This window comes from Sphingomonas psychrolutea (genome assembly GCF_014636175.1).
Classification (GTDB): Bacteria; Pseudomonadota; Alphaproteobacteria; order Sphingomonadales; family Sphingomonadaceae; genus Sphingomonas; species Sphingomonas psychrolutea.
This window is the reverse complement of record NZ_BMDW01000026.1, coordinates 18,812-38,591: the sequence shown is the minus strand read 5'-3', so window position 1 is coordinate 38,591 and position 19,780 is coordinate 18,812. Positions and strand designations below refer to the sequence as shown.

At 65.3% G+C, this 19,780-nt stretch carries 15 protein-coding genes and 2 pseudogenes; 11 read left to right on the top strand and 6 right to left on the bottom strand.

Annotation, left to right across the window (positions count from 1 at the left end):
- Positions 1-36 precede the first annotated feature (36 nt).
- Positions 37-1,992, top strand: coding sequence for a peptidylprolyl isomerase (locus IEV62_RS16280; RefSeq protein WP_188449358.1), 1,956 nt, complete (start codon positions 37-39; stop codon positions 1,990-1,992).
- Entirely contained in the window at positions 1,973-3,499 is a 1,527-nt protein-coding gene (gene trpE / locus IEV62_RS16275) for an anthranilate synthase component I (RefSeq protein ID WP_188449356.1), read from the top strand. Before IEV62_RS16280 ends, trpE begins: the two co-directional genes overlap by 20 nt.
- Before the next feature lie 3 nt (positions 3,500-3,502).
- On the opposite strand, the gene IEV62_RS16270 is transcribed toward trpE, so the two are convergent.
- A complete protein-coding gene (locus IEV62_RS16270; RefSeq protein ID WP_188449354.1) occupies positions 3,503-3,952 on the bottom strand; it encodes a hypothetical protein in 450 nt (149 codons plus the stop codon).
- A 138-nt stretch (positions 3,953-4,090) separates the two neighbouring features.
- Here IEV62_RS16270 and IEV62_RS16265 point away from each other — a divergent pair.
- The 4 genes and pseudogenes from IEV62_RS16265 to moaC all read left to right on the top strand — a co-directional run.
- Positions 4,091-4,669: pseudogene (locus IEV62_RS16265) on the top strand (anthranilate synthase component II); the annotation flags it as partial.
- Between the two features lie 146 nt (positions 4,670-4,815).
- On the top strand, positions 4,816-5,802 hold the full coding sequence (trpD, locus tag IEV62_RS16260) for an anthranilate phosphoribosyltransferase (RefSeq protein ID WP_188449352.1): 987 nt from the start codon (positions 4,816-4,818) through the stop codon (positions 5,800-5,802).
- Positions 5,799-6,584: an indole-3-glycerol phosphate synthase TrpC gene (gene trpC, locus IEV62_RS16255; protein WP_188449350.1), complete on the top strand. Its 786-nt coding sequence runs from the start codon at positions 5,799-5,801 to the stop codon at positions 6,582-6,584. The genes trpD and trpC overlap by 4 nt, the downstream gene beginning before the upstream one ends.
- Positions 6,585-6,817: 233 nt before the next feature.
- Entirely contained in the window at positions 6,818-7,276 is a 459-nt protein-coding gene (gene moaC / locus IEV62_RS16250) for a cyclic pyranopterin monophosphate synthase MoaC (protein WP_268234246.1), read from the top strand.
- Between the two features lie 106 nt (positions 7,277-7,382).
- Here moaC and IEV62_RS16245 read toward each other — a convergent pair whose 3' ends face one another.
- Positions 7,383-9,716: a TonB-dependent receptor gene (locus tag IEV62_RS16245; protein WP_188449346.1), complete on the bottom strand. Its 2,334-nt coding sequence runs from the start codon at positions 9,714-9,716 to the stop codon at positions 7,383-7,385.
- Between the two features lie 293 nt (positions 9,717-10,009).
- Between IEV62_RS16245 and IEV62_RS16240 the strand changes: the two genes are divergently transcribed.
- Together IEV62_RS16240 and lexA are read left to right on the top strand one after the other, a co-directional pair.
- Positions 10,010-11,194 (top strand): molybdopterin molybdotransferase MoeA, encoded by a 1,185-nt coding sequence (locus IEV62_RS16240; protein WP_188449344.1) that lies wholly within the window; start codon positions 10,010-10,012, stop codon positions 11,192-11,194.
- Between the two features lie 71 nt (positions 11,195-11,265).
- Positions 11,266-11,943 (top strand): transcriptional repressor LexA, encoded by a 678-nt coding sequence (gene lexA / locus IEV62_RS16235; protein WP_188449342.1) that lies wholly within the window; start codon positions 11,266-11,268, stop codon positions 11,941-11,943.
- Here lexA and IEV62_RS16230 read toward each other — a convergent pair.
- Together IEV62_RS16230 and IEV62_RS16225 are read right to left on the bottom strand one after the other, a co-directional pair.
- Positions 11,934-12,596, bottom strand: a complete 663-nt coding sequence (locus IEV62_RS16230; RefSeq protein WP_188449340.1) for a 2OG-Fe(II) oxygenase — start codon at positions 12,594-12,596, stop codon at positions 11,934-11,936. The genes lexA and IEV62_RS16230 overlap by 10 nt on opposite strands.
- Positions 12,593-14,833 (bottom strand): annotated as a pseudogene (locus tag IEV62_RS16225) (ComEC/Rec2 family competence protein). The gene IEV62_RS16230 and the pseudogene IEV62_RS16225 overlap by 4 nt, the downstream one beginning before the upstream one ends.
- A 27-nt stretch (positions 14,834-14,860) precedes the next feature.
- Between IEV62_RS16225 and gltX the strand changes: the two are divergent.
- From gltX to IEV62_RS16210, 3 genes are read left to right on the top strand one after another with little or no spacing between them, the layout of a single operon-like run.
- Positions 14,861-16,318 carry a glutamate--tRNA ligase gene (gene gltX, locus IEV62_RS16220; protein ID WP_188449338.1) on the top strand — a complete coding sequence of 486 codons (1,458 nt, stop codon included), beginning with the start codon at positions 14,861-14,863 and terminating at the stop codon, positions 16,316-16,318.
- A gap of 31 nt (positions 16,319-16,349) precedes the next feature.
- Positions 16,350-17,636 carry a citrate synthase gene (locus tag IEV62_RS16215; RefSeq protein WP_188449336.1) on the top strand — a complete coding sequence of 429 codons (1,287 nt, stop codon included), beginning with the start codon at positions 16,350-16,352 and terminating at the stop codon, positions 17,634-17,636.
- The gene (locus IEV62_RS16210) at positions 17,633-17,821 is read left to right on the top strand and encodes a hypothetical protein (RefSeq protein ID WP_188449334.1); all 189 of its coding nucleotides are present in this window, start codon (positions 17,633-17,635) and stop codon (positions 17,819-17,821) included. Before IEV62_RS16215 ends, IEV62_RS16210 begins: the two co-directional genes overlap by 4 nt.
- A 101-nt stretch (positions 17,822-17,922) precedes the next feature.
- On the opposite strand, the gene IEV62_RS16205 is transcribed toward IEV62_RS16210, so the two are convergent.
- Together IEV62_RS16205 and IEV62_RS16200 are read right to left on the bottom strand one after the other, a co-directional pair.
- On the bottom strand, positions 17,923-19,365 hold the full coding sequence (locus IEV62_RS16205) for a methyl-accepting chemotaxis protein (RefSeq protein WP_308511282.1): 1,443 nt from the start codon (positions 19,363-19,365) through the stop codon (positions 17,923-17,925).
- 137 nt (positions 19,366-19,502) lie between these two features.
- The gene (locus IEV62_RS16200) at positions 19,503-19,661 is read right to left on the bottom strand and encodes a Flp family type IVb pilin (protein WP_188449332.1); all 159 of its coding nucleotides are present in this window, start codon (positions 19,659-19,661) and stop codon (positions 19,503-19,505) included.
- Positions 19,662-19,780 lie beyond the last annotated feature (119 nt).

Here is a 19,780-nt window from a genome sequence, read left to right as displayed (position 1 = left end):
CGCAACCCGCCTTCAAAAGATCGGCTTTATCCGACCATGATCAGTTTCATCCGCCGCTTCATCACCAATCCGATCGGGGCCGCCATTGCGCTCGGCTTCGTCGCGTTGATGGGGTTGATCTTCGTCCTGTCCGACCGGGCCGGCCTGTCAGGCAGCGGCAGCAGCGCCGCGCAGGGCGACGTGGCGGTCACCGTCGGCAACAAGACGATCACCGTCGCCGAGTTGCGCGCAGCGGCGCAGCGCGACGTCGATCAATATCGCCAGCAAAACCCGCAGCTCGACATGGCCGGTTTCGTCGCAGGCGGCGGGTTCGAGGCGACGGTCGAGCGCATGATCGATTCGGCTGCCTTCCGCGCCTATGCCAAGCAGCAAGGCATGATCATCAGCAAGAAATCGGTCGACGGCATCATTGCCAGCCAGCCGGGTCTCGCCGGGATCGACGGCAAGTTCGACCCGAAGAAATATGAAGCGGCACTGCAGCAGATCGGATCGACCGATGCACAAGTCCGCGACGATCTGACCGACCAGATCGTCACGCGTCACCTCATCATCCCCACGGTCGGCGCCACGCAAGTCCCCGTACAGCTCGCTTTGCCCTATTCGAGCCTGTTGCTGGAACAGCGGCGCGGCGTGATCGGCTTCATCCCGACGCAGGCCGTCCCCGCCGGCCCCGCCCCGACCGATGCCGAGCTGACCATTTATTACGCGCGAAACGTATCGCGCTACCGCGTGCCCGAGCGGCGGATCCTGCGCTATGCGCTGGTCAATCCTGCCACCGTCGCCGCGCAAATCACGCCGACCGAGGCCGAAATCGCCGCAGCGTATAAGGCGCAGTCGGCAAAATACGCCCCTGCCGATTTGCGCACGATCGTCCAGGTCGTGCTGGCCGATCAGGCCGCCGCCACCGCACTTGCCGCCAAGGTGCGCAGCGGAACGCCGATCGAAGCCGCGGCGCGTGCGGCGGGCTTAGAACCCATCACCGCGACCGACGTGCAAAAAGCCGCGTACGTGACGCAAAGCTCGGTCGAGATCGCCAATGCTGCCTTTGCCGGCAAGGTCGGCGACGTCGTCGGTCCCTTGCGCGCACCGCTTGGTTTCGTCGTGCTGAAGATCGAAAAGCAGCGCACGCAGGCGGCCAAAACGCTCGCTGAGGCGACGCCCGAACTCAAGGCCGCTTTACTCACGCAAAAGACCGGGACGGTGCTCGGCAAGCTCCGCGCAAGCTTCGATGATGCGCTGGCGCGCGATCATTTCGACGGTCTCGTTGCCAAGAACAAGCTGACCGCGCTACGCACCCCCGCCTTGCTGGCCAATGGCGTGGACCCCGATGCACCGACCGCCAAGCCCGATCCGGCGCTCGCGCAAATCGTCGCGGCGGGTTTTGCTGCACAAGCAGGCGATGAAGCGCAGACTATCCCGCTCGGCACCGACGGCAGTTTCGCGCTGGCGCAACTCGACAAGATCGTCGCCGCCGCCCCGCGTCCGCTCGCGCAGATCCGCGACATCGTCGCGCGCGATTTCACGATCGAGCGGTCGCAGCGCGCCGCGCGCCAAGTCGCCGCAACCGTGGTCGCCGCGGCAAGCAAGGGCACGCCGCTTGCGCAAGCGCTTGGCGCAACCGGCCTGAAACTCCCGCCGCTCCGCCCGATCGCGGGTCCGCGCGCGCAATTGCTGGCCAACCCGCGCGCGGTTCCGCCGCCGCTCGCCTTGCTGTTCGCGATGGCGCAGAACACCACCAAGCTGCTTGAAGCGCCGGAAAACGCCGGGTTTTTCATCATTCATCTCGACACGATCGTGCCGGGCGATGCACGTGGCAACGGCAAGGTAATTGCCGGAACACGGTCGGATATCGGCAAGGTGATCGGCCGCGAATATGCCGCGCAGTTCGGCAAGGCGGTACAGCGCGCCGTAGGCGTCAAGCGCAATGCCGCGGCGATTGCCAAGCTCAAGGCCGATCTGCTCGGCGGCGCGAGTGCGACCGATCAGCCCTGATCCCGCCGGTCGTTCGGCGGCACTGACGGCGCTCGCGGCGGGTCGTCCGGCCTTGCTGTGGCAGCGCCAGGTCGCCGATACCGAAACCCCGGTCGCGGCCGCGCTCAAGCTGATCGAGCCGGGGCGCGGCGATTTCCTGCTCGAATCGGTCGAGGGCGGGGAAACGCGCGGGCGCCACAGCCTGATCGGCCTTGCGCCCGATCTCGTCTTCCGCGCCGAGGGCAATCAGGCCGCGATCAACCCGCACTGGCTGACCGACCGCGCCACGTTCGAGCCCTGCGCTGAACCAACGCTCGACGCGTTACGCGCGCTCGTCGCTTCGTGCCGGATGGACGTGCCGCCCGAACTCCCCCGCGCGCTCGCGTGTCTCGTCGGCTATTTCGGCTATGAGACGATCGGGCTGGTCGAACGCCTGCCGCGTCCCGAAACCAGCGCACTTGGCCTGCCCGACATGATGTTTGTCCGGCCAACAGTCATTCTGATCTTCGACCGGCTTGCTGATGCTTTGTTTCTCGTGGCCCCTGTCTGGCCCGATGCGACGCGCTCGCCCGAGACGATCGTCGCCGACGGCCTCGACCGGATCGACGCGACCGCCGCACGCCTCGCGACCGCCCCGCTCCCGGCACAGGCGCGCGGCGATGCCGCCGAGGAGATTACGCTCCATCCCACGCTCGCCCCCGGCCGCTATGCCGCGATGGTCGCGGCGGCGAAGGACTATATCATCGCGGGCGACATTTTTCAGGTCGTGCTGTCGCAGCGCTTCACCGCGCCCTTCACGCTGCCGCCGTTCGAGCTCTACCGCGCGCTCCGCCGCATCAACCCCTCGCCCTTCCTCTATCATCTGGATTTGCCAGGCTTCGCGTTGACCGGCTCGAGCCCCGAAATCCTCGTCCGCGTCCGCGACGGCGAAGTCACGATCCGCCCGATCGCGGGCACGCGCCCGCGCGGCAAGACCGCGGCGGAGGATGAAGCGAATCGCACCAGCCTGCTCGCCGATCCCAAGGAACGCGCCGAGCATCTCATGCTGCTCGATCTCGGGCGCAACGATGTCGGTCGCGTCGCCGAAGCGGGCAGCGTCACCGTCACCGCCAGCTACACCACCGAATTCTACAGCCATGTCATGCACATCGTCTCGAACGTCGTCGGGCGGCTAAGCCCCGAACATGACGCGCTCGACGCACTGTTTGCCGGATTCCCGGCGGGCACTGTCAGTGGCGCGCCAAAAGTACGCGCGTGCGAGATCATCGCCGAGCTCGAAGATGCCGTGCGCGGGCCCTACGCTGGGGGCGTCGGCTATTTCTCGCCCGACGGATCGATGGATTCATGCATCGTGCTGCGCACCGCCATTGTGAAGGACGGCGTCATGCACGTTCAGGCAGGCGCTGGGATCGTCGCCGATTCGGTCGCCGAATACGAACAGCGCGAATGCGAAGCCAAGGCCGGCGCGCTGCTCGCCGCCGCGCGCGAGGCGATCGCGCGAGCGGCGACGGTCGGGTTCGGGCAATAACCGTTACGGGATTGCCGCCTGTACGCGGCGTGCCTCGGCGCGTTCTGCCGCATATTGCTCGGCCCGCAACCGCGCACAGCCGGTCTGGCCACCAGAGCCCGTCGGCGAGCACGTATCGGGCAAACCCGCCGCGCGCCGCCCGACTTCGTCAGCCAGCGCCGCGCGATTGACCCAGCTCTGATTCTGCGCCGGAATCGGCTTATCGTCACGCAAGGCCTTGGGAATGCGATATGGCTCACCAATGCGCGCGCACACGACGATCTCGTCATCGGGGTTGGACGATTGCGGGCATTTCTCATTCCCGGTCAGCGTGATCGAGCGGATTCGCTGCGGCGGCTTGCCCGATTCGGCCTGTTGCGATTCGGTCGTCGTAACGGGCGTAGTTTGGGTCTGGGCGATCCCGGCACCCGGAATCGCGGCAAGCAGGACGGCGACGGTCAGGGTACGCAGCATTGGGGAGTCTCCTTAAGGTGCATCAACGTCCGGCAGCGCAGCTTGATCCAGCCTGAACGAACCGGATCAGGACGCCCGAATCAGGACGCTCCTATCACGAAGATTGTCGTGCCCCCGCAAACACGGTAGCGGCCCGATATGATACTCGTGATCGACAATTACGACAGCTTCACCTGGAACCTGGTCCATTATCTGATGGAATTGGGCGCGGAGGTGAAGGTCGTGCGCAACGACGCGCTCACCGCCGCCGAAGCGCTGGCAAGCAATGCCCAAGGGTTCCTGATTTCGCCGGGGCCAAAAACGCCGAGCGAGGCGGGGATTTCGCTCGATCTCGTCGCGGCCTGTGCCGCAGCGGGGCGACCTTTGCTAGGCGTATGCCTTGGCCATCAGGCGATCGGGCAGCATTTCGGCGGATCGGTCGTGCGCGGCGGGCTGATGCACGGCAAGACCTCGCCGGTCACGCATGACGGGTCGGGCGTATTCGCAGGGCTTCCCTCACCCTTCACCGCAACGCGCTACCATTCGCTGATCGTCGAGGATCTGCCCGCCGATCTCATCGTCAACGCGCGCGCCGATGACGGATCGGTGATGGGCGTGCGGCATGTGTCGCTGCCGATCCATGGTGTCCAGTTCCACCCCGAAAGCATCGCAACCGAACACGGCCATGCGCTGCTCGCCAATTTCCTGGCGGCGGCAGGAATCGAACTCCCCTCCCGCCTGCGAGTTTCGGGCCGGTCAGCCCCCCAGGCTGACCTGAACGATCCGGGGGATCGTTCGACCGAAACTGGGTTGGGGGAGGGCCTGTTAAAAACCCAGCGCCCGACATCCCCTCCCCTAACCCCTCCCGCAAGCGGGAGGGGGATTTGAACCGCCTCCCCGACACCGCCTCGCCGCTGTCGCGCGAAACCGCCGCGCAGGCCTTTGCCGACCTGCTCGACGCACGCACGTCGGAAGAGGAAATCGCCACCTTCCTGATCGGCCTGACGACACGCGGCGAGACCAGCATCGAAATCGCCGAGGCCGCGCGCGCGATGCGCAGCCGCTTGATCCCGATCGATGCCCCGACAGGCGCGATCGACGTGTGCGGCACCGGCGGCGACGGGCATCACACGCTCAACGTCTCGACCGCCGTCTCGATCGTCGTCGCCAGCACCGGCGTCCCCGTCGCCAAGCATGGCAACCGCGCCGCCTCGTCCAAGGCAGGTGCCGCCGACACGCTCGAGGCGCTCGGCCTCGACATGCACCGCGCCGGGCTGAACGCCGAAGCGAGCCTGCACGATATCGGCATCGCCTTCCTGTTCGCCGCCAACCACCACCCCGCGATGAAACGCATCACCCCGATCCGCCAGAAACTGGGACGGCGCACGATCTTCAATTTGATGGGCCCGCTCGCCAATCCGGCCGGCGTCACGCGCCAGCTGATCGGCATCGCACGCCCCGATTATACCGCGACCTATGCCGCCGCACTCGAACAGCTTGGCACCGAAGCGGCTTTGGTCGTATCGGGCGAAGAGGGTCTCGACGAGCTGTCGAGCGCAGGACCCAGCGTGGCGCTCGGCGTCGGGCAAGTGGCGCTTCCCGCCAGCATAACGCCCGAAGATGCCGGACTGCCGCGCCACCCGCTCAGCGCGATCCGTGGCGGCGACCCGATGCACAACGCCGCCGCGCTCAGGCGCCTGTTACAAGGCGAGACCGGCGCTTATCGCGACGCGGTGTTGCTCAACGCCGCTGCTGCCTTGGTCGTCGCCGGCCGCACGCAAGACCTTGTCGATGGCGCGCAGATCGCCGCCGAAGCGATCGACAGCAAGACCGCCGCCACCCTGCTCGATCGCTGGATCGCTTATTCATGACCGACATTCTCAACCGCATCCTCGAAACCAAGCGCGCCGAAGTCGCCGCGCGCAAGGCGACGGTTCCGCTGAGCGAACTGGATGCTCGCATCGCGCGCCAATCGGCACCGCGCGGCTTCCGCGCCGCGCTCGATGCGCGTGCAATCACCGGCTACGCGCTCGTCGCCGAGGTCAAGAAAGCCAGTCCGTCCAAGGGCATCATCCGCGAGGATTTCGATCCCGCAGCCCACGCCCGCGCCTATCAGGCGGGCGGCGCGACGTGCCTGTCGGTGCTGACCGACGAAGCGTGGTTTCAGGGTGCCGACGCCTATCTGGAGGAAGCCCGCAACGTCTGCGACCTGCCCGTGCTGCGCAAGGATTTCATGGTCGATCCGTGGCAAGTCCCCGAATCGCGCAGCATCGGTGCCGACGCGATCCTGCTGATCATGGCCGCGCTCGACGACGTGCTGCTCGCCGAGATCGAAGCGAGCGCGCTCGAATGCGGCATGGATGTGCTGATCGAGGTGCACAGCCAGGCCGAGATGGACCGGGCGATGAAGCTCAAGTCCCGCCTGATCGGCGTCAACAACCGCGATTTGCGCGATTTCACGGTCGATTTTGCGCGAACCTATGAACTCGTGTCCAAGGCCCCCAAGGATTGCACCTTCGTCGCCGAAAGCGGGTTGATGACGCGCGCCGATCTCGACGCGATGGCGGAGCACGACATTCAGTGTTTTCTGATCGGCGAAGCCCTGATGCGCGCGCCCGATATTGAGGCGGCGACGCGGGTGCTGGTGGGCTAACGCTCCCCTCCCGCTTGCGGGAGGCACCTTGTAATTCCCCTCCCGCTTGCGGGAGGGGCACCTTCTAACTCCCCTCCCGCTTGCGGGAGGGGCTGGGGGAGGGCATGTCGCAATCCATGCCAGACGCAGCCGACATCCCCTCCCCTAACCCAGCTCCAGGTCGGTCAGGCTCCCAGCCTGACCTGAACGATGCGGGGCATCGTTCACCTGAAACTCGCGAGAGGGAGGGGGAATTGACCCATCTCGATGCCACCGGCGCCGCGCACATGGTCGATGTCGGTGCAAAGCCCGACACGCGCCGCGAAGCCGTCGCCACCGGGCGAATCGCGATGAGCAAAGACGCCGCGCGCGCGATTCGCGACGGCACCGCGCTGAAAGGCGACGTTCTCGCCGTTGCGCGCGTTGCCGGGATCATTGCGGCCAAGCGCACCGCCGAGCTGATCCCGCTCTGCCACCCGCTCCCGCTGACGCGTGTGGCAATCGATCTGGTGGTCGACGAAACCGGCGTCACCGCCACCGCGACCGCCGCGACCGCTGGCAAAACCGGGGTGGAAATGGAAGCGCTCACCGCCGTCTCAGTCACGCTGCTGACAATTTATGACATGGGCAAGGCGATCGACAAAGGCATGATCATCGGCGGCGTGTGCCTACTGACAAAATCTGGCGGCAAGTCGGGGGATTGGGCGCGGTAAGCTGCGCTGCCGCTTCCAATAAAATTACGCTTCCCCGGCCGACGCCGGGGTGGAGAACAGAGGAAGGGCCGCCCTGCCACTACAGAGCGGCCCGATCCCGTTACAATCAGAACTTACCGCTCAGCGACACGCCGATGATGCGCGGGTCGTTGAACACGGCGGCGTTGTAATTGTCGAGCACGCCCTTGAGGTTCTTCTCATTGGTCACGTTGCGCACATAAACGGCCAGCTCATACGCATTGTCCGGCCCGGAATAGCCCGCCTTCAGGCCCGCTTCGAACGTGCCGTCGGAGGTATATTCGATCGTCTTGTACGGTACGAAGCTGGTGTAACCCTGCAACGTCACGTCGCCCGCCAGAAACAGCTTCCCGCCATTGCCGAGCGGCAGATCGTAGCGGGCATTGCCGTCGAACTGATATTTCGGCGCGTTGGGCAGTGCGTTGCCGTTGATCTGCGCAAGCGTCGCGGTGCCCACATTGATCGTCGGGTTGAGCACGGTGCAGGTCACCACACCGTTCAGCTTGCACACCGGCGTATAGACCCGCGTGTCATTCACCTCGGTGTGCAGCACGCTGCCACCGAGGCCGAGCGTCAGGTCGCGGATCGGACGCCACGTCAGCTCCGCCTCGCCGCCCCACGCCTGCGCCTGATTGGCGTTGAACAACAGGCCGTTATTGTTCGAATCATTGCCGTTCAGCTGGATGTTCTTGACCTTGTAGTAGAACCCCGTCGCATTGAAGCGCAGCGTGTTCCCGAACAGGTTCGACTTGAAGCCCGCCTCGTACGACGTGATCGTCTCCGACGTCGCGGTCACGAAGGCGGAGCTGAACACCGCGTTGCGGCCCTGGATCGTCGGCCCGCGGAAACCGTGCGAAACGCGCGCGAACACGTTGACGTCCGGGTTGACCTCATAGCGCAAACTGCCCTCCCAGCTCGGCTGGGTATCGGCAAGCCGGACATAGGTCGCGGCGGTCGCCGGGAAGGTCACCACGCCAGCAGCATTGCGCGGTGGGGTGATCAGACGCGTGGTCCGCTCATCATAGGTAACGCGCACGCCGCCGGTCAGCGTCAGTTTGGGCAGGATTTCGTAGCTGGCCTGACCGAAGCCCGCATACGACGTATTGATGTTGCGCAGGACGACGAAATTGTTCGGGTTGGGCGTGGTGCCGAACGAATTGTCGAGCAGGAAGAAACCACGCTGCGCGAACTCGGTCGTGTCGCGCGAATCGAAGTAGATTCCACCGATCTGCCATTTGAAGCGACTATTGCCATTGTTCGCCAGCCGGACTTCCTCGCTCAGCTGGTCGAGATCGACCACACGGCCCCGGCTCTGGCCATAGAAACGACCACCCGCGAAGTTGGTCGCGACGCCACCGTCGGTATCGCCACGGCTCGACCCCGAGGTCGTCTCGTACGCCGTAATCGAGGTCAGCGTGACGCCGCCGAAATCGTTCTTCGCGTTGAACGACGCGCCATAGGTCTTGTACGCCTGCGGGCTGTTGAGCGCCTCGTCATTCCCCACGCTGTCGCGCGGCTCCGCGCTCACGTCGTTTGACCCGAGCTTGATCGCGCCGCGATGGAACAGCGTCGCCGTCCCGCTATAGTCGCGCGCATGCGCCGACAGGATACCGGTGAAGCCGGTTCCCGGCGGCGTCAGCATCAACTGGATGCGCACGTCCTTTTCGTCGAAGCGGCCGAGCACGTTCTTGCCGCCGACGGTGCCGTCATCGCTGACGCCGTTGAAGGTGTTGTCGATCCAATTGTCGCGATGCTGGTAGAGCGCCGAAACGCGGAACGACAGCACGTCCTTGACAAGCGGCCCGCCGATGCCGGCGTCGAGGCTGATCGTGTTGTAGCTGCCGTACGATGCGGTGGCGCGGCCTTCGAACTCATTGGTCGGGCGGTTGGTGTCGAACTTGATGATGCCCGCGGTCGTGTTGCGGCCGAACAGCGTGCCTTGCGGACCGCGCAGCACTTCGATCTGGCGGACGTCGAACACCGGGTTCGATTTGAGCACGACATGCTCGAGCACGACATCGTCCTGGATGATCGACACCGGCTGCGACGCGCCGAGGTAGAAATCGACGTTGCCGAGCCCGCGAATATAGAAGCGCGGGAAGATGCGGCCGGTGGTCGATTCGACGTAGAGGCCGGGGACGCGGTTGGCGAGTTCGAGCAGCGTATCGCTGCCGCCGGTGGTGTAGGTGCGCAGATCATCGCCCTGCAGCACGCCGACCGAAAGCGGGACCTTCTGGAGATTTTCGCTGCGACGCTCGGCCGTGACGACAATGTCGCCCAGATTATCGCTGTCGGCCCTTTGTGCCACTGCGGCGGCCGGCGCGGCGGCGGGCGCGTCCTGTGCGCTGGCGACGGTGGCCCAAAGCGCGGAAAAGGCAGTGCCGAACAGGAGTGCGGACTTGGCGACAAGCGACTTGGACATGAGGGTTCCCCACTTTTTTGAATGATCTACGACTGTAAAAAAACGCGCGCAGAGCCCTCCCGACCCCTGCACTGCATCCTGTCTGGCGACCGTCATCTGGGTGAAATGCCGCCGATCACCGCGCGCTAGTCCGGGTTTGAGGCGTTATCATGACAGTATGAATTTGCGGGCAAATTATCACAGGCTGTGGCTTTTGGGTCGTCCCGCGAGGCGAACCGTACTGCACGACCGGCGAGGTCTCAATCCGCCTTCGCCCCTCGACGCACCACCTGCGAACACGATAGAGCGACTGCATGCCTCCATCTCTCCTGTCGGTCGCCGAAGCGCAAACCCACTTGTTCGCCCTCGGCGCCCCTGTCCCAATCGAGGTCGTGCCGTTGCGCCAGGCCGCTGGCCGCTGGTCGGCAGCCGACGTGGTGGCATTGCGCACGCAACCGACCACCGACCTCTCGGCGATGGACGGGTATGCGGTCCGCTTCGACGATCTTGCGGGCCCGCTCACCGTGATCGGCGAAAGCGCCGCGGGCCGCAGCTTCGCGCTACCGCTTGCGGCTGGGCAGGCGATCCGCATCTTCACCGGTGCCGCGATGCCCAGCGGCGCTGACAGCGTGCTCGTGCAGGAAGAAGCCGTGCGCGACGGCGATACCGTTCGCCTGTCGGGTGAAGGCCCAGTGCGCGGCGGCAACGTACGCCGCAAAGGCCTCGATTTCGGCGCTGGCGAAACGCTCGTCGCCACGGGGGAGCGGCTCACACCGGCGCGGATCGCGCTTGCCGCCATCGCCGGGCACGGCACGCTGGCGGTGCGGCGGCGACTCCGCATCGCGGTCATGGCGAGCGGCGACGAACTCGTCGCGCCCGGCGCTGCGCTGACCAAAGATGCGTTGCCCGAATCAAACGGCGTGATGCTCGCCGCCTTGCTCGCCGATCTGCCGGTCGAGGTGATCAATCTCGGCATCCTGCCCGACCGGCTCGACGCGATCGTCGCGGCCTTCGCGCAGGTCGATGCCGACATTCTGGTCACCACTGGCGGTGCCTCGGTCGGTGACCATGACTTGATCCGCCCGGCACTTCAGGCGGCGGGCGGCACACTTGATTTCTGGCGGATCGCGCTGCGGCCCGGCAAGCCGATGCTCGCGGGCCGGTTGCGCGACACCGTCGTGCTCGGCCTCCCCGGCAATCCGGTTTCGGCCTTCGTGACCGCGACGATCTTCCTCCGCCCGCTGGTCGCGCATTTAGCCGGCGCCGCAGACCCGCTGCCGTCGCCACGCCACGCAATCCTCGGCGCAGCGCTGCCCGCGAACGACCACCGACAAGACTATTTGCGTGCCGCAACGCACGATGGCCGCGTCGCCCCGGCCGATCGCCAGGATTCTTCGATGGTGCGGACGCTCGCCCTTGCCGACTGTCTGATCGTCCGCGCGCCGCATGCGCCCCCCGCCGCGCTCGGCGACTCGGTGGAAGTCCTGCTGCTCGGCTAAGCGTTGCGCTTGACGCGCGTTTTTTCGTTCCGTATAGGTTCGTTGTCTGTTCCAATGAAAGGGCCTGGGCGATGCTTACCCGCAAGCAGCATGAGTTGATTTGCTTCATCAACGACCGGCTCGACGAGACCGGCGTCTCCCCGTCGTTCGAGGAAATGAAGGAAGCGCTCGACCTGAAATCCAAATCGGGGGTCCACCGCCTGATCAGCGCGCTCGAGGAACGCCAGTTCATCCGCCGCTTGCCCAACCGCGCGCGCGCGCTCGAAGTGCTCAAGATGCCCGAACGCGGGAACAAGCCATCGGCGAAGGCGACCGCCGCAATCGCAGCCGCGAGCACCGTGCGTCCTCTTCCCGAACCCGCCAACGACGTGATTGAGATCCCGTTGCACGGCCGCATCGCGGCGGGCGTTCCGATCGAAGCCTTCGAGGGCGCATCGATGCTCGCGGTTCCGGCCGCCTTGCTCGGCAGTGGCGAGCATTATGCGCTTGAGGTTTCCGGTGACTCGATGGTCGAGGCGGGCATTCTTGATGGCGATTATGCGCTGATCAAGCGCCAGGAAGTGGCGCGCGACGGCGAAATCGTCGTGGCGTTGATCGAGGAAAGCGAAGCGACGCTCAAATTCTTCCGCCGCGAAGGCGCGATGATCCGGCTCGATCCCGCCAACCGCGCGTACGATCCGCAACGCTATGCCCCCGCGCAAGTGCGGGTACAGGGCAAGCTCGCCGGGATCCTGCGCCGCTACGACTGATCTTTTGGCAGGGTGGGCGGCGTCATCCGGACCCAGCAATTGATCGCAAAGCGTGAATCGATGAAGCGCGCCGATCGGCAAGAAATCGGCAGCACTTCGTGCGGTATCCAGGAGGCGAAGGCGACCAGCCGGTTCCGTTCGGGTTCGATATCGACGAAGACGTCATTGCGGTTGACCGCATAGAGTCGCAGCGCACCGCCCGTGAACGCCTTGGGTTCGGCATGGAAATAATAGACCAGGCTGACCGCGCGCCGCGCTTCGTCGGACGGGCCCATATGGGTGTCGATGTGACGCCGGTAATAATCGCCATCATTGTGGCGAACGAGTTCGATTTCATAGCGTGCGATATCGAACGCCTTCATCCCGAGTTCGCTGAGGATCCCCGGAAGCAGCGGCGCGACGATCGCTGCGATCCGGTCGCGCGACGGCGTGAACTGCCGTGGCGGCAGCGCGCGCGAAACGCGATGTTCCGCGTTGAGTCCGGGCGCGCTCGCCCCGGCATCACCAACCCCGGTCGGCTTGAACGCTGTTTCGTGTGCCACTGCGAAGGCGAGCAGTTCGGCGAGATCGTCGGCCGACAGGATTGCGTCGCGCACCGCCACGGTCGGCGCGCGCTCCAGCGGGTTTCCCGGCGAATCAATCGGCGCGCTCATTGGCCCATCTCGCGCGGTCTCGGACGATATGCCAGCCTCCGACGATCGGAACGGCGGCGTTCAAGCGCGAGCGGGGCGGCGATCCACGGATGCGCGTCGTCGGCGTGGCGAACCGTCCTTACCGAGCCCCGTCCGAACGTGACCGCCACGCCGCCGGTGCGCACCAGCATCGGCCGGTCGAGCCGCAACCAGCGCGGCGTGCAACCACGCGGCAAACGCCGTTCGCTAACCACGATATCGGCGCGGCGGCACGCGGCAACAAGCTCGGCAACCGGCACTAGATACGCGCTCCGCGTCGCCAGCACCCGCCAGTCGCGCCCATCTGTGCGACGCGTCATAAGGCACAGGTCGCGGCTACAGCGCGCGTCGGGAAGGTCCGACAGCAAGATCGGCAGGCCATCGATCCCGCCATTTTCCGCCAGCATGTCAGCGGTGTAATCGCCAATGCGGTCGCGCAGCAGCGCCAGATCGCCACTCGCGGTACGAAGTGCCAGATGCCGCCCGTCGCCCGTCACCAGCAAATCGGGCGCGGGGGTCGCCAGCGCCCAAACTGCCCCTGCCACGAGCGGGATCACGCCCAGCCGCCGCTACTGCGTGCGCCACAACGCGATCCACAGCCCGCCCGCCACCATCAGCGCATGGGCCCCGCCCGGCATCCCGGGAAGCGGCGCGACCGACCCGGGAATCGCCGCCGTCGTCCGCGCGATCCACAGCAGCAAATCGAGCGAGCGTGCCGTCAGCCACCAGAACGGCGCCCCCGCCCCGACGGTATCGAACACCAGCGCCAGCGCCTCGAGCGGCATCGTCACGAACGTCGTCAGCGGAATCGCGACGATATTGGCGACCGCGCCGTACACGCCCGCTTTATGGAAATGGAACAAAGAGATCGGGATCAGTGCCAGCTCGACGATGATGCCCGTCAGCAGCAACCCCGCCGTCCCGCGCGCCACCGCTGCCAGCCGCGATTGCTCGCGCGGCGCGAACCAACGGCGCACGGCGGGATGCTCATTGAGCGCGATGATCGACGCGACCGCCGCGAACGACAGCTGAAAGCTCGGCCCGGCCAGTGCCTCAGGATACAGCAGCAACACGATCACCGCCCCCGCCGCGACCAGCCGCAACGTCAACGCCTCGCGCCCCAGCACCAGCGCCACCAGCACGAACAACGCCGCGACGCACGACCGGATCGTTGGCACCTCCGATCCCGTCAGCAAGGTATAGCCGATCGCCGCCAGCGCCCCCGCCCCCGCCGCAATCAGCGGGATCCGCCAACGCAACGCCACCCACGGGCTGAGCGCGAGCATCCGCGTCACCAGCAGCATCACCGCCGCGACCGCCGCGGTAATGTGCAGCCCACTCACCGACAGCAAATGCGCCAGGCCCGAGCGCCGCATCGCCTCATTGTCCTCGGCCGGTATCCCGCCCTGATCGCCCGTCGCCAGCGCCGCCGCGATCCCGCCCGCACCGCCGCCACCTGCACTCGCCTGGATATGCTGCGACAAGCGCACGCGGAGGCCAGCGTCATGCGACCTACCGCCCGCCACCACGCTGACCGGGGCGAATCCGCGCCCGGTCGCGCCCATCCCGTCGAACCACGCCGTCCGCGCATAATCATAGGCACCGGGCACCGCCGGTTCGGGCGGCGGCATCAGGCGCGCCGACAGCCGCAGCGTCGCCCCCGGGACCAACCCAACCGGGACATCGAGCGTCGCCAGATTGACCCGAATGCGCGGCGGCAAAATCGGCAAGGGCCGCGCGGGGCCGCGCGTCTCTGGTACCCCCAGCACTTGCAAAGGCGCCAACCGCAACCGCACCAGATCGCGCGCCGGCAGCGGCTCGATTCGCTCGACCCGCGCGGTGAACGTCGCGATCGTCGGCCGCGTCAACACGCCTTGGGCACCATGCTCCGCCCGCCACCAGATCAATGCGAGCCCGAGCGCGACCGCCAACGCGCCAACCGCAACCACCCGCGCCGCGCGTCCGGATCGCCCCGCCGCCAGCCCGCCCAGCGCCACCGCAAGCGCCGCCAGCCCCGCCGCCTGCCACGCGCGCACATCAGGCAGCACGAACCAAAGGGCGATCCCGCCGCCCAGCGCCACCGGCAACCACAAGGCGAGCTGATCGCGCTCCGCCTCCAGCCAGCGCTCAAGGTTCGCGCCCACGCCGCGCAAACTGTCACCGCCGATTTGAAGCGCGGCAAGGCGCGTGCTAGGGGCGCTTGAGGCTGATCCGGCCATTCACGTATAGTCTGGGAGCATGCGCGATTGAGCGCAATATCTGATCCCGCCGCGGCCCCCGCCGCCGGCGCCACCACCACACAGGTCGTCACCCGGTTTGCGCCCTCGCCGACCGGGTTTCTGCACATCGGCGGCGCACGCACCGCTTTGTTCAATTGGCTCTATGCCCGCCACAACGGCGGCAAATTCCTGCTACGGATCGAGGATACCGATCGCGCACGCTCGACTCAGCCGGCGATCGACGCGATCCTCACCTCGATGCGCTGGCTCGGGCTCGATTGGGACGAACCGGAAGTCTATCAATTCTCGCGCATGGCCCGTCACGCCGAGGTGGCGCACACAATGGTCGCGCACGGCCATGCGTATCGCTGCTTCCTCACCGCGCAAGAACTCGACGCGATGCGCGCCGAAGCGCAGGCCGCCAAGAAGCCGCTGCGCATCCGCAGCCCGTGGCGCGACCGGGATTCAGCGGAAGACGGCGACAAGCCGTTCGTCGTGCGCTTGAAGGCCCCGCTCGACGGCGCGACAACGATCGAGGACCGCGTTCAGGGCAGCGTTACCGTGCAGAATGCCGAACTCGACGATCTCGTCCTGCTCCGTTCGGACGGCACGCCGACCTATATGCTCGCGGTGGTGGTCGACGATCACGACATGGGCGTCAGCCACGTCATCCGCGGCGATGATCACCTCAACAACGCCTTCCGTCAGTTGCCCATAATCCGCGCGATGCACGCCATTGAGGGCGGCTGGCCCGACCCGATCTATGCGCACATTCCGCTGATCCACGGCTCGGACGGTGCGAAACTGTCGAAGCGCCACGGCGCGGTCGGTGTCGAATTTTACCGTGACGAACTCGGGATCCTGCCCGAAGCGCTCGAGAATTATTTGCTCCGGCTCGGCTGGGGCCACGGCGATGACGAAGTCATCAGCCGCGAACAAGCGATCGAATGGTTCGACCTCGACGGCGTCGGCAAATCCCCGTCACGGTTCGATTTGAAGAAGCTCGAAAACCTCAACGGCATCTACATCCGCGACGCCGACGACGCGCGCCTCGCCGAACTGGTCACCGCTCGCCTCTCGTTCGAACCGACCGACGCCCAAAGCGCCGTTCTCGGCCGCGCGATGGCCTCGCTCAAACCCCGCGCCGCCAATCTGAACGAATTGACGCGCGGCACCGACTTCCTGTTCGCCACGCGCCCGCTCGACATCGCGCCCGATGCGGCACCGCTGCTGGCCGGGGAAGCACCGGCGTTGCTCGCAAAGCTCCACGCGGCGCTTGACGCGCTTGACGGCTGGGATACGGAGGCGCTCGAAGCTGCGGTCCGCTCGGTCGCTGAGGATGCCGGGGTCAAGCTTGGTCACGTCGCGCAACCGCTGCGCGCCGCGTTGACCGGGCGCAAGACCTCACCCGGAATCTTCGATGTGCTCGACTTGCTCGGGCGTAACGAAAGCCTGGGGCGGATCGAAGACCAGACGACTGCCTGATATTTCGACACGATACTCGAAAGGACGATTGATGACCGACCCCGTCACGCTGAAGGCCGCTGGCAAGGATCTCGACCTTAAGGTCCTGTCGGGCAGCGTCGGGCCGGACGTGATCGACATCCGCAAATTGTACGCCCAAACCGGCATGTTCACCTACGACCCCGGCTTCACCTCGACCGCAAGCTGCGACAGCGCGATCACGTACATCGACGGCGATGAGGGCGTGCTGCTTCACCGTGGTTACCCGATCGGGCAATTGGCCGAACAGTCGAGCTTCATGGAAGTCTCGTACCTGCTGCTCAACGGCGAGCTGCCCAACAAGGCCGAGCTCGACAAGTTCAGCTACACGATCAGCCGCCACACGATGTTGCACGAACAGCTCGCGACCTTCTATCGCGGCTTCCGTCGCGACGCGCATCCGATGGCGATCATGTGCGGCGTGGTCGGCGCGCTCAGCGCTTTCTACCACGACAGCGCCGATATCACCGATCCGCAGCAGCGCATGATCGCGAGCCACCGTCTCATCGCCAAGATGCCGACGATCGCAGCGATGGCGTACAAATATTCGATCGGTCAGCCCTTCCTCTATCCCGACAATTCGCTGAGCTACACCGGCAATTTCCTGCGCATGACCTTTGGCGTCCCCGCCGAGCCCTATGTCGTGAACCCGATCGTCGAAAAGGCGATGGACCGCATCTTCATCCTCCACGCCGATCATGAGCAGAACGCCTCGACCTCGACCGTGCGCCTCGCCGGTTCGTCGGGCGCGAATCCGTTCGCGTGCATCGCGGCGGGCATCGCCTGCCTGTGGGGCCCGGCGCATGGCGGCGCCAATGAGGCCGCGCTCAACATGCTGCGCGAAATCGGCACGCCTGATCGCATCCCTGAGTATATCGCGCGCGCGAAAGACAAGAACGACCCGTTCCGCCTGATGGGCTTCGGCCACCGCGTGTATAAGAATTACGATCCGCGCGCGACCGTGATGCAGCAGACCGTGCGCGAAGTGCTCGGCGAATTGGGCGTCACCGATCCGGTGTTCGATGTTGCGATCCAGCTCGAGGAAATGGCGCTCAGCGACCCGTATTTCATCGAAAAGAAGCTGTTCCCCAATGTCGATTTCTATTCGGGCGTCATCCTCTCGGCGATCGGTTTCCCGACGACGATGTTCACTGCCTTGTTCGCGCTCGCGCGCACCGTCGGCTGGGTCGCGCAGTGGAATGAGATGATCGGCGATCCGGAGCAGAAGATCGGCCGCCCGCGCCAGCTCTATACAGGCCCGACGCAGCGCGATTATGTCGGACTGGACGCGCGGTCGTGAAAACCGTCGCGCTGATCGCGGGCGTCATCCTGCTCGCGTTCGGCCTGCTGTTTGCAGGCCAAGGCTCGGGCATCATCATGTGGCCCGCGTCGAGCTTCATGCTCGCGGCGCGAATTTGGATCGTTTACGGTCTGGGCATCGCGGCGCTCGGCGCGGCGTTACTGTGGTGGTCGCGCCGCCGCTGATGCAGACGGCGGGTGTCCTGTCCGCGGTTCAGGCCCTGTCGATCGGCTAATGCGGCGGGACGAGAGGTATATCCTCATGTCCCACCGCGGTAGCTGTTTGGTCAGAAGTTCGCCCACTCTTCGGCGCGTTCAGGCGCGCGCCCATGCCCATTAAGCTTGGAACCGTTGGCAGTAGCAGCGCGCGAAGCGGGCGCTGATTTGGCCTTGACCGGCACTGCCGTTACGCGCGCCGTTGGATGGGAACTGTCCAGTCGGAACTTCGCTGCTTGATCGGCGAGGGCTGCGACCTCGACAGTCAGATTGTGCGCCGCCGCCGACGTTTCCTCCACCATCGCAGCGTTCTGCTGCGTTGCCTTATCCATGCTGCCGACAGCAGAGCTGATCTCACTAATTGCCGCCGATTGGGCGATATTGTCATTGGTCATATCGGCGAGCAACTTATGCACTTCGGCGACGTCACCAGAGATATCCGAGAAAGCACCGTCGACTTTTTCGACCGCTTGTACTGCCGTGACGATTTCGGTCTGCGTTACGCTGAGCTGTTCGCGCGCGCGCTTGGCTTCCTCCTCTGCGCGCATGGCCAGCGCCGAGACAAGGTCGGCAACGACCGCAAAACCACGGCCCGCATCGCCAGCGCGGCCAGCCTCGACCGCGGCGTTCATCGCCAGCACGCGGGTCTGGAAAGCAATTTTGTCGAGACCCTCGATGACGTCATCGATCCCTTTGGCGCTGCCGCTAACCCGAGTCATAGCGGCCATTGCCATTTCCGCAGTCGCCCGGCCCGATCCGACCGAGGCGATCGCGCGGTCGGCACGAGCAACAGTGCCTTGGGCAGCGGTGGCCGATGCTTTGAGGCGGCCCTCAATCTGAACCAGCGCGGCGCTGGTCTCCTCCAGATTTGCGGCATTACTTTCGGTCCGCTTGGCGAGATCCTCCGAGGCGAGAGCGATCTCCGAGGAGCCAGTACGGATCGCGTCGGCGCCATTTGAGACACCACCGATGACGGTCCGCAAGTTGGACAGCGCTTGGTTGAAGCTCGCTTTCAGCGCGGCATAGGATGCCGGGAAGTCGGCGGTTATATCCGCTGTCAAATCGCCATCGGCGAGCTTTTCCATATTATTCGACATGGTGCGAACCACATCTGAATTGCGCTCTGCCTCGGCATTCTGGGCGATCTGCGTCGCGGCGGCTTCCTTGAACGTGAACATGGCTCGCGTGAGCCGCCCGACGCAATCTGTGTAATTCGTGAACTGGATGGGCGATGTCAGATCACCGGCCGCGAGAGCTTCCATCCGCACGACCGTCGCAACATAGGGACCCGCGATCGCCTCGCGGAAAACGACGCAGGCTAATCCCGAAATCGCCGTCACACTTGCGCCGATGATCCAGACCGCAGCACCGCCGAACAGCACGGGCGCGACGGCGGCTAAAATTGTCAGACTCCAAAGCAGGCCAAATGCAACAAGCAGCTTCAGACGGATCGGGGCAGCCTCTTTAAACCAGCGCATACGGTAACCCCTTATGCGGCTGATGATCAGCGACACCTAAATCCATATTAGGAGATCGTGAGCACCCCGAGGCTTCCGTTCGTCGCAAATATCAAAAAGAACAAATATTTAGCTCGCCGTTACGCGCAGACGAGCCATTCTGCTTCCCGCACGGGCGTGCGACACAGCCAGCCTCAGGATGCCTTCATATTCGACGTGACATTGGCAAAGGTCGTCGACAATTGATTGCCGAGTCCCTGCATGGCGGCAATTGCCGCAACGGCGATCAATGCGGCGATGAGGCCATATTCGATCGCCGTCGCGCCACGACGGTCTGTGCGCAATCTTTTCATGGTAGTGCCTCTGAAATATTGAGGCCTCTTGCTGTAAGCGCGCTAAGCTTCGCGCAGATGAAGCCGGGCATCCGTAATGCTACGCGACGCCAAGAGACACCCCTTGGCCTAACCTTAGC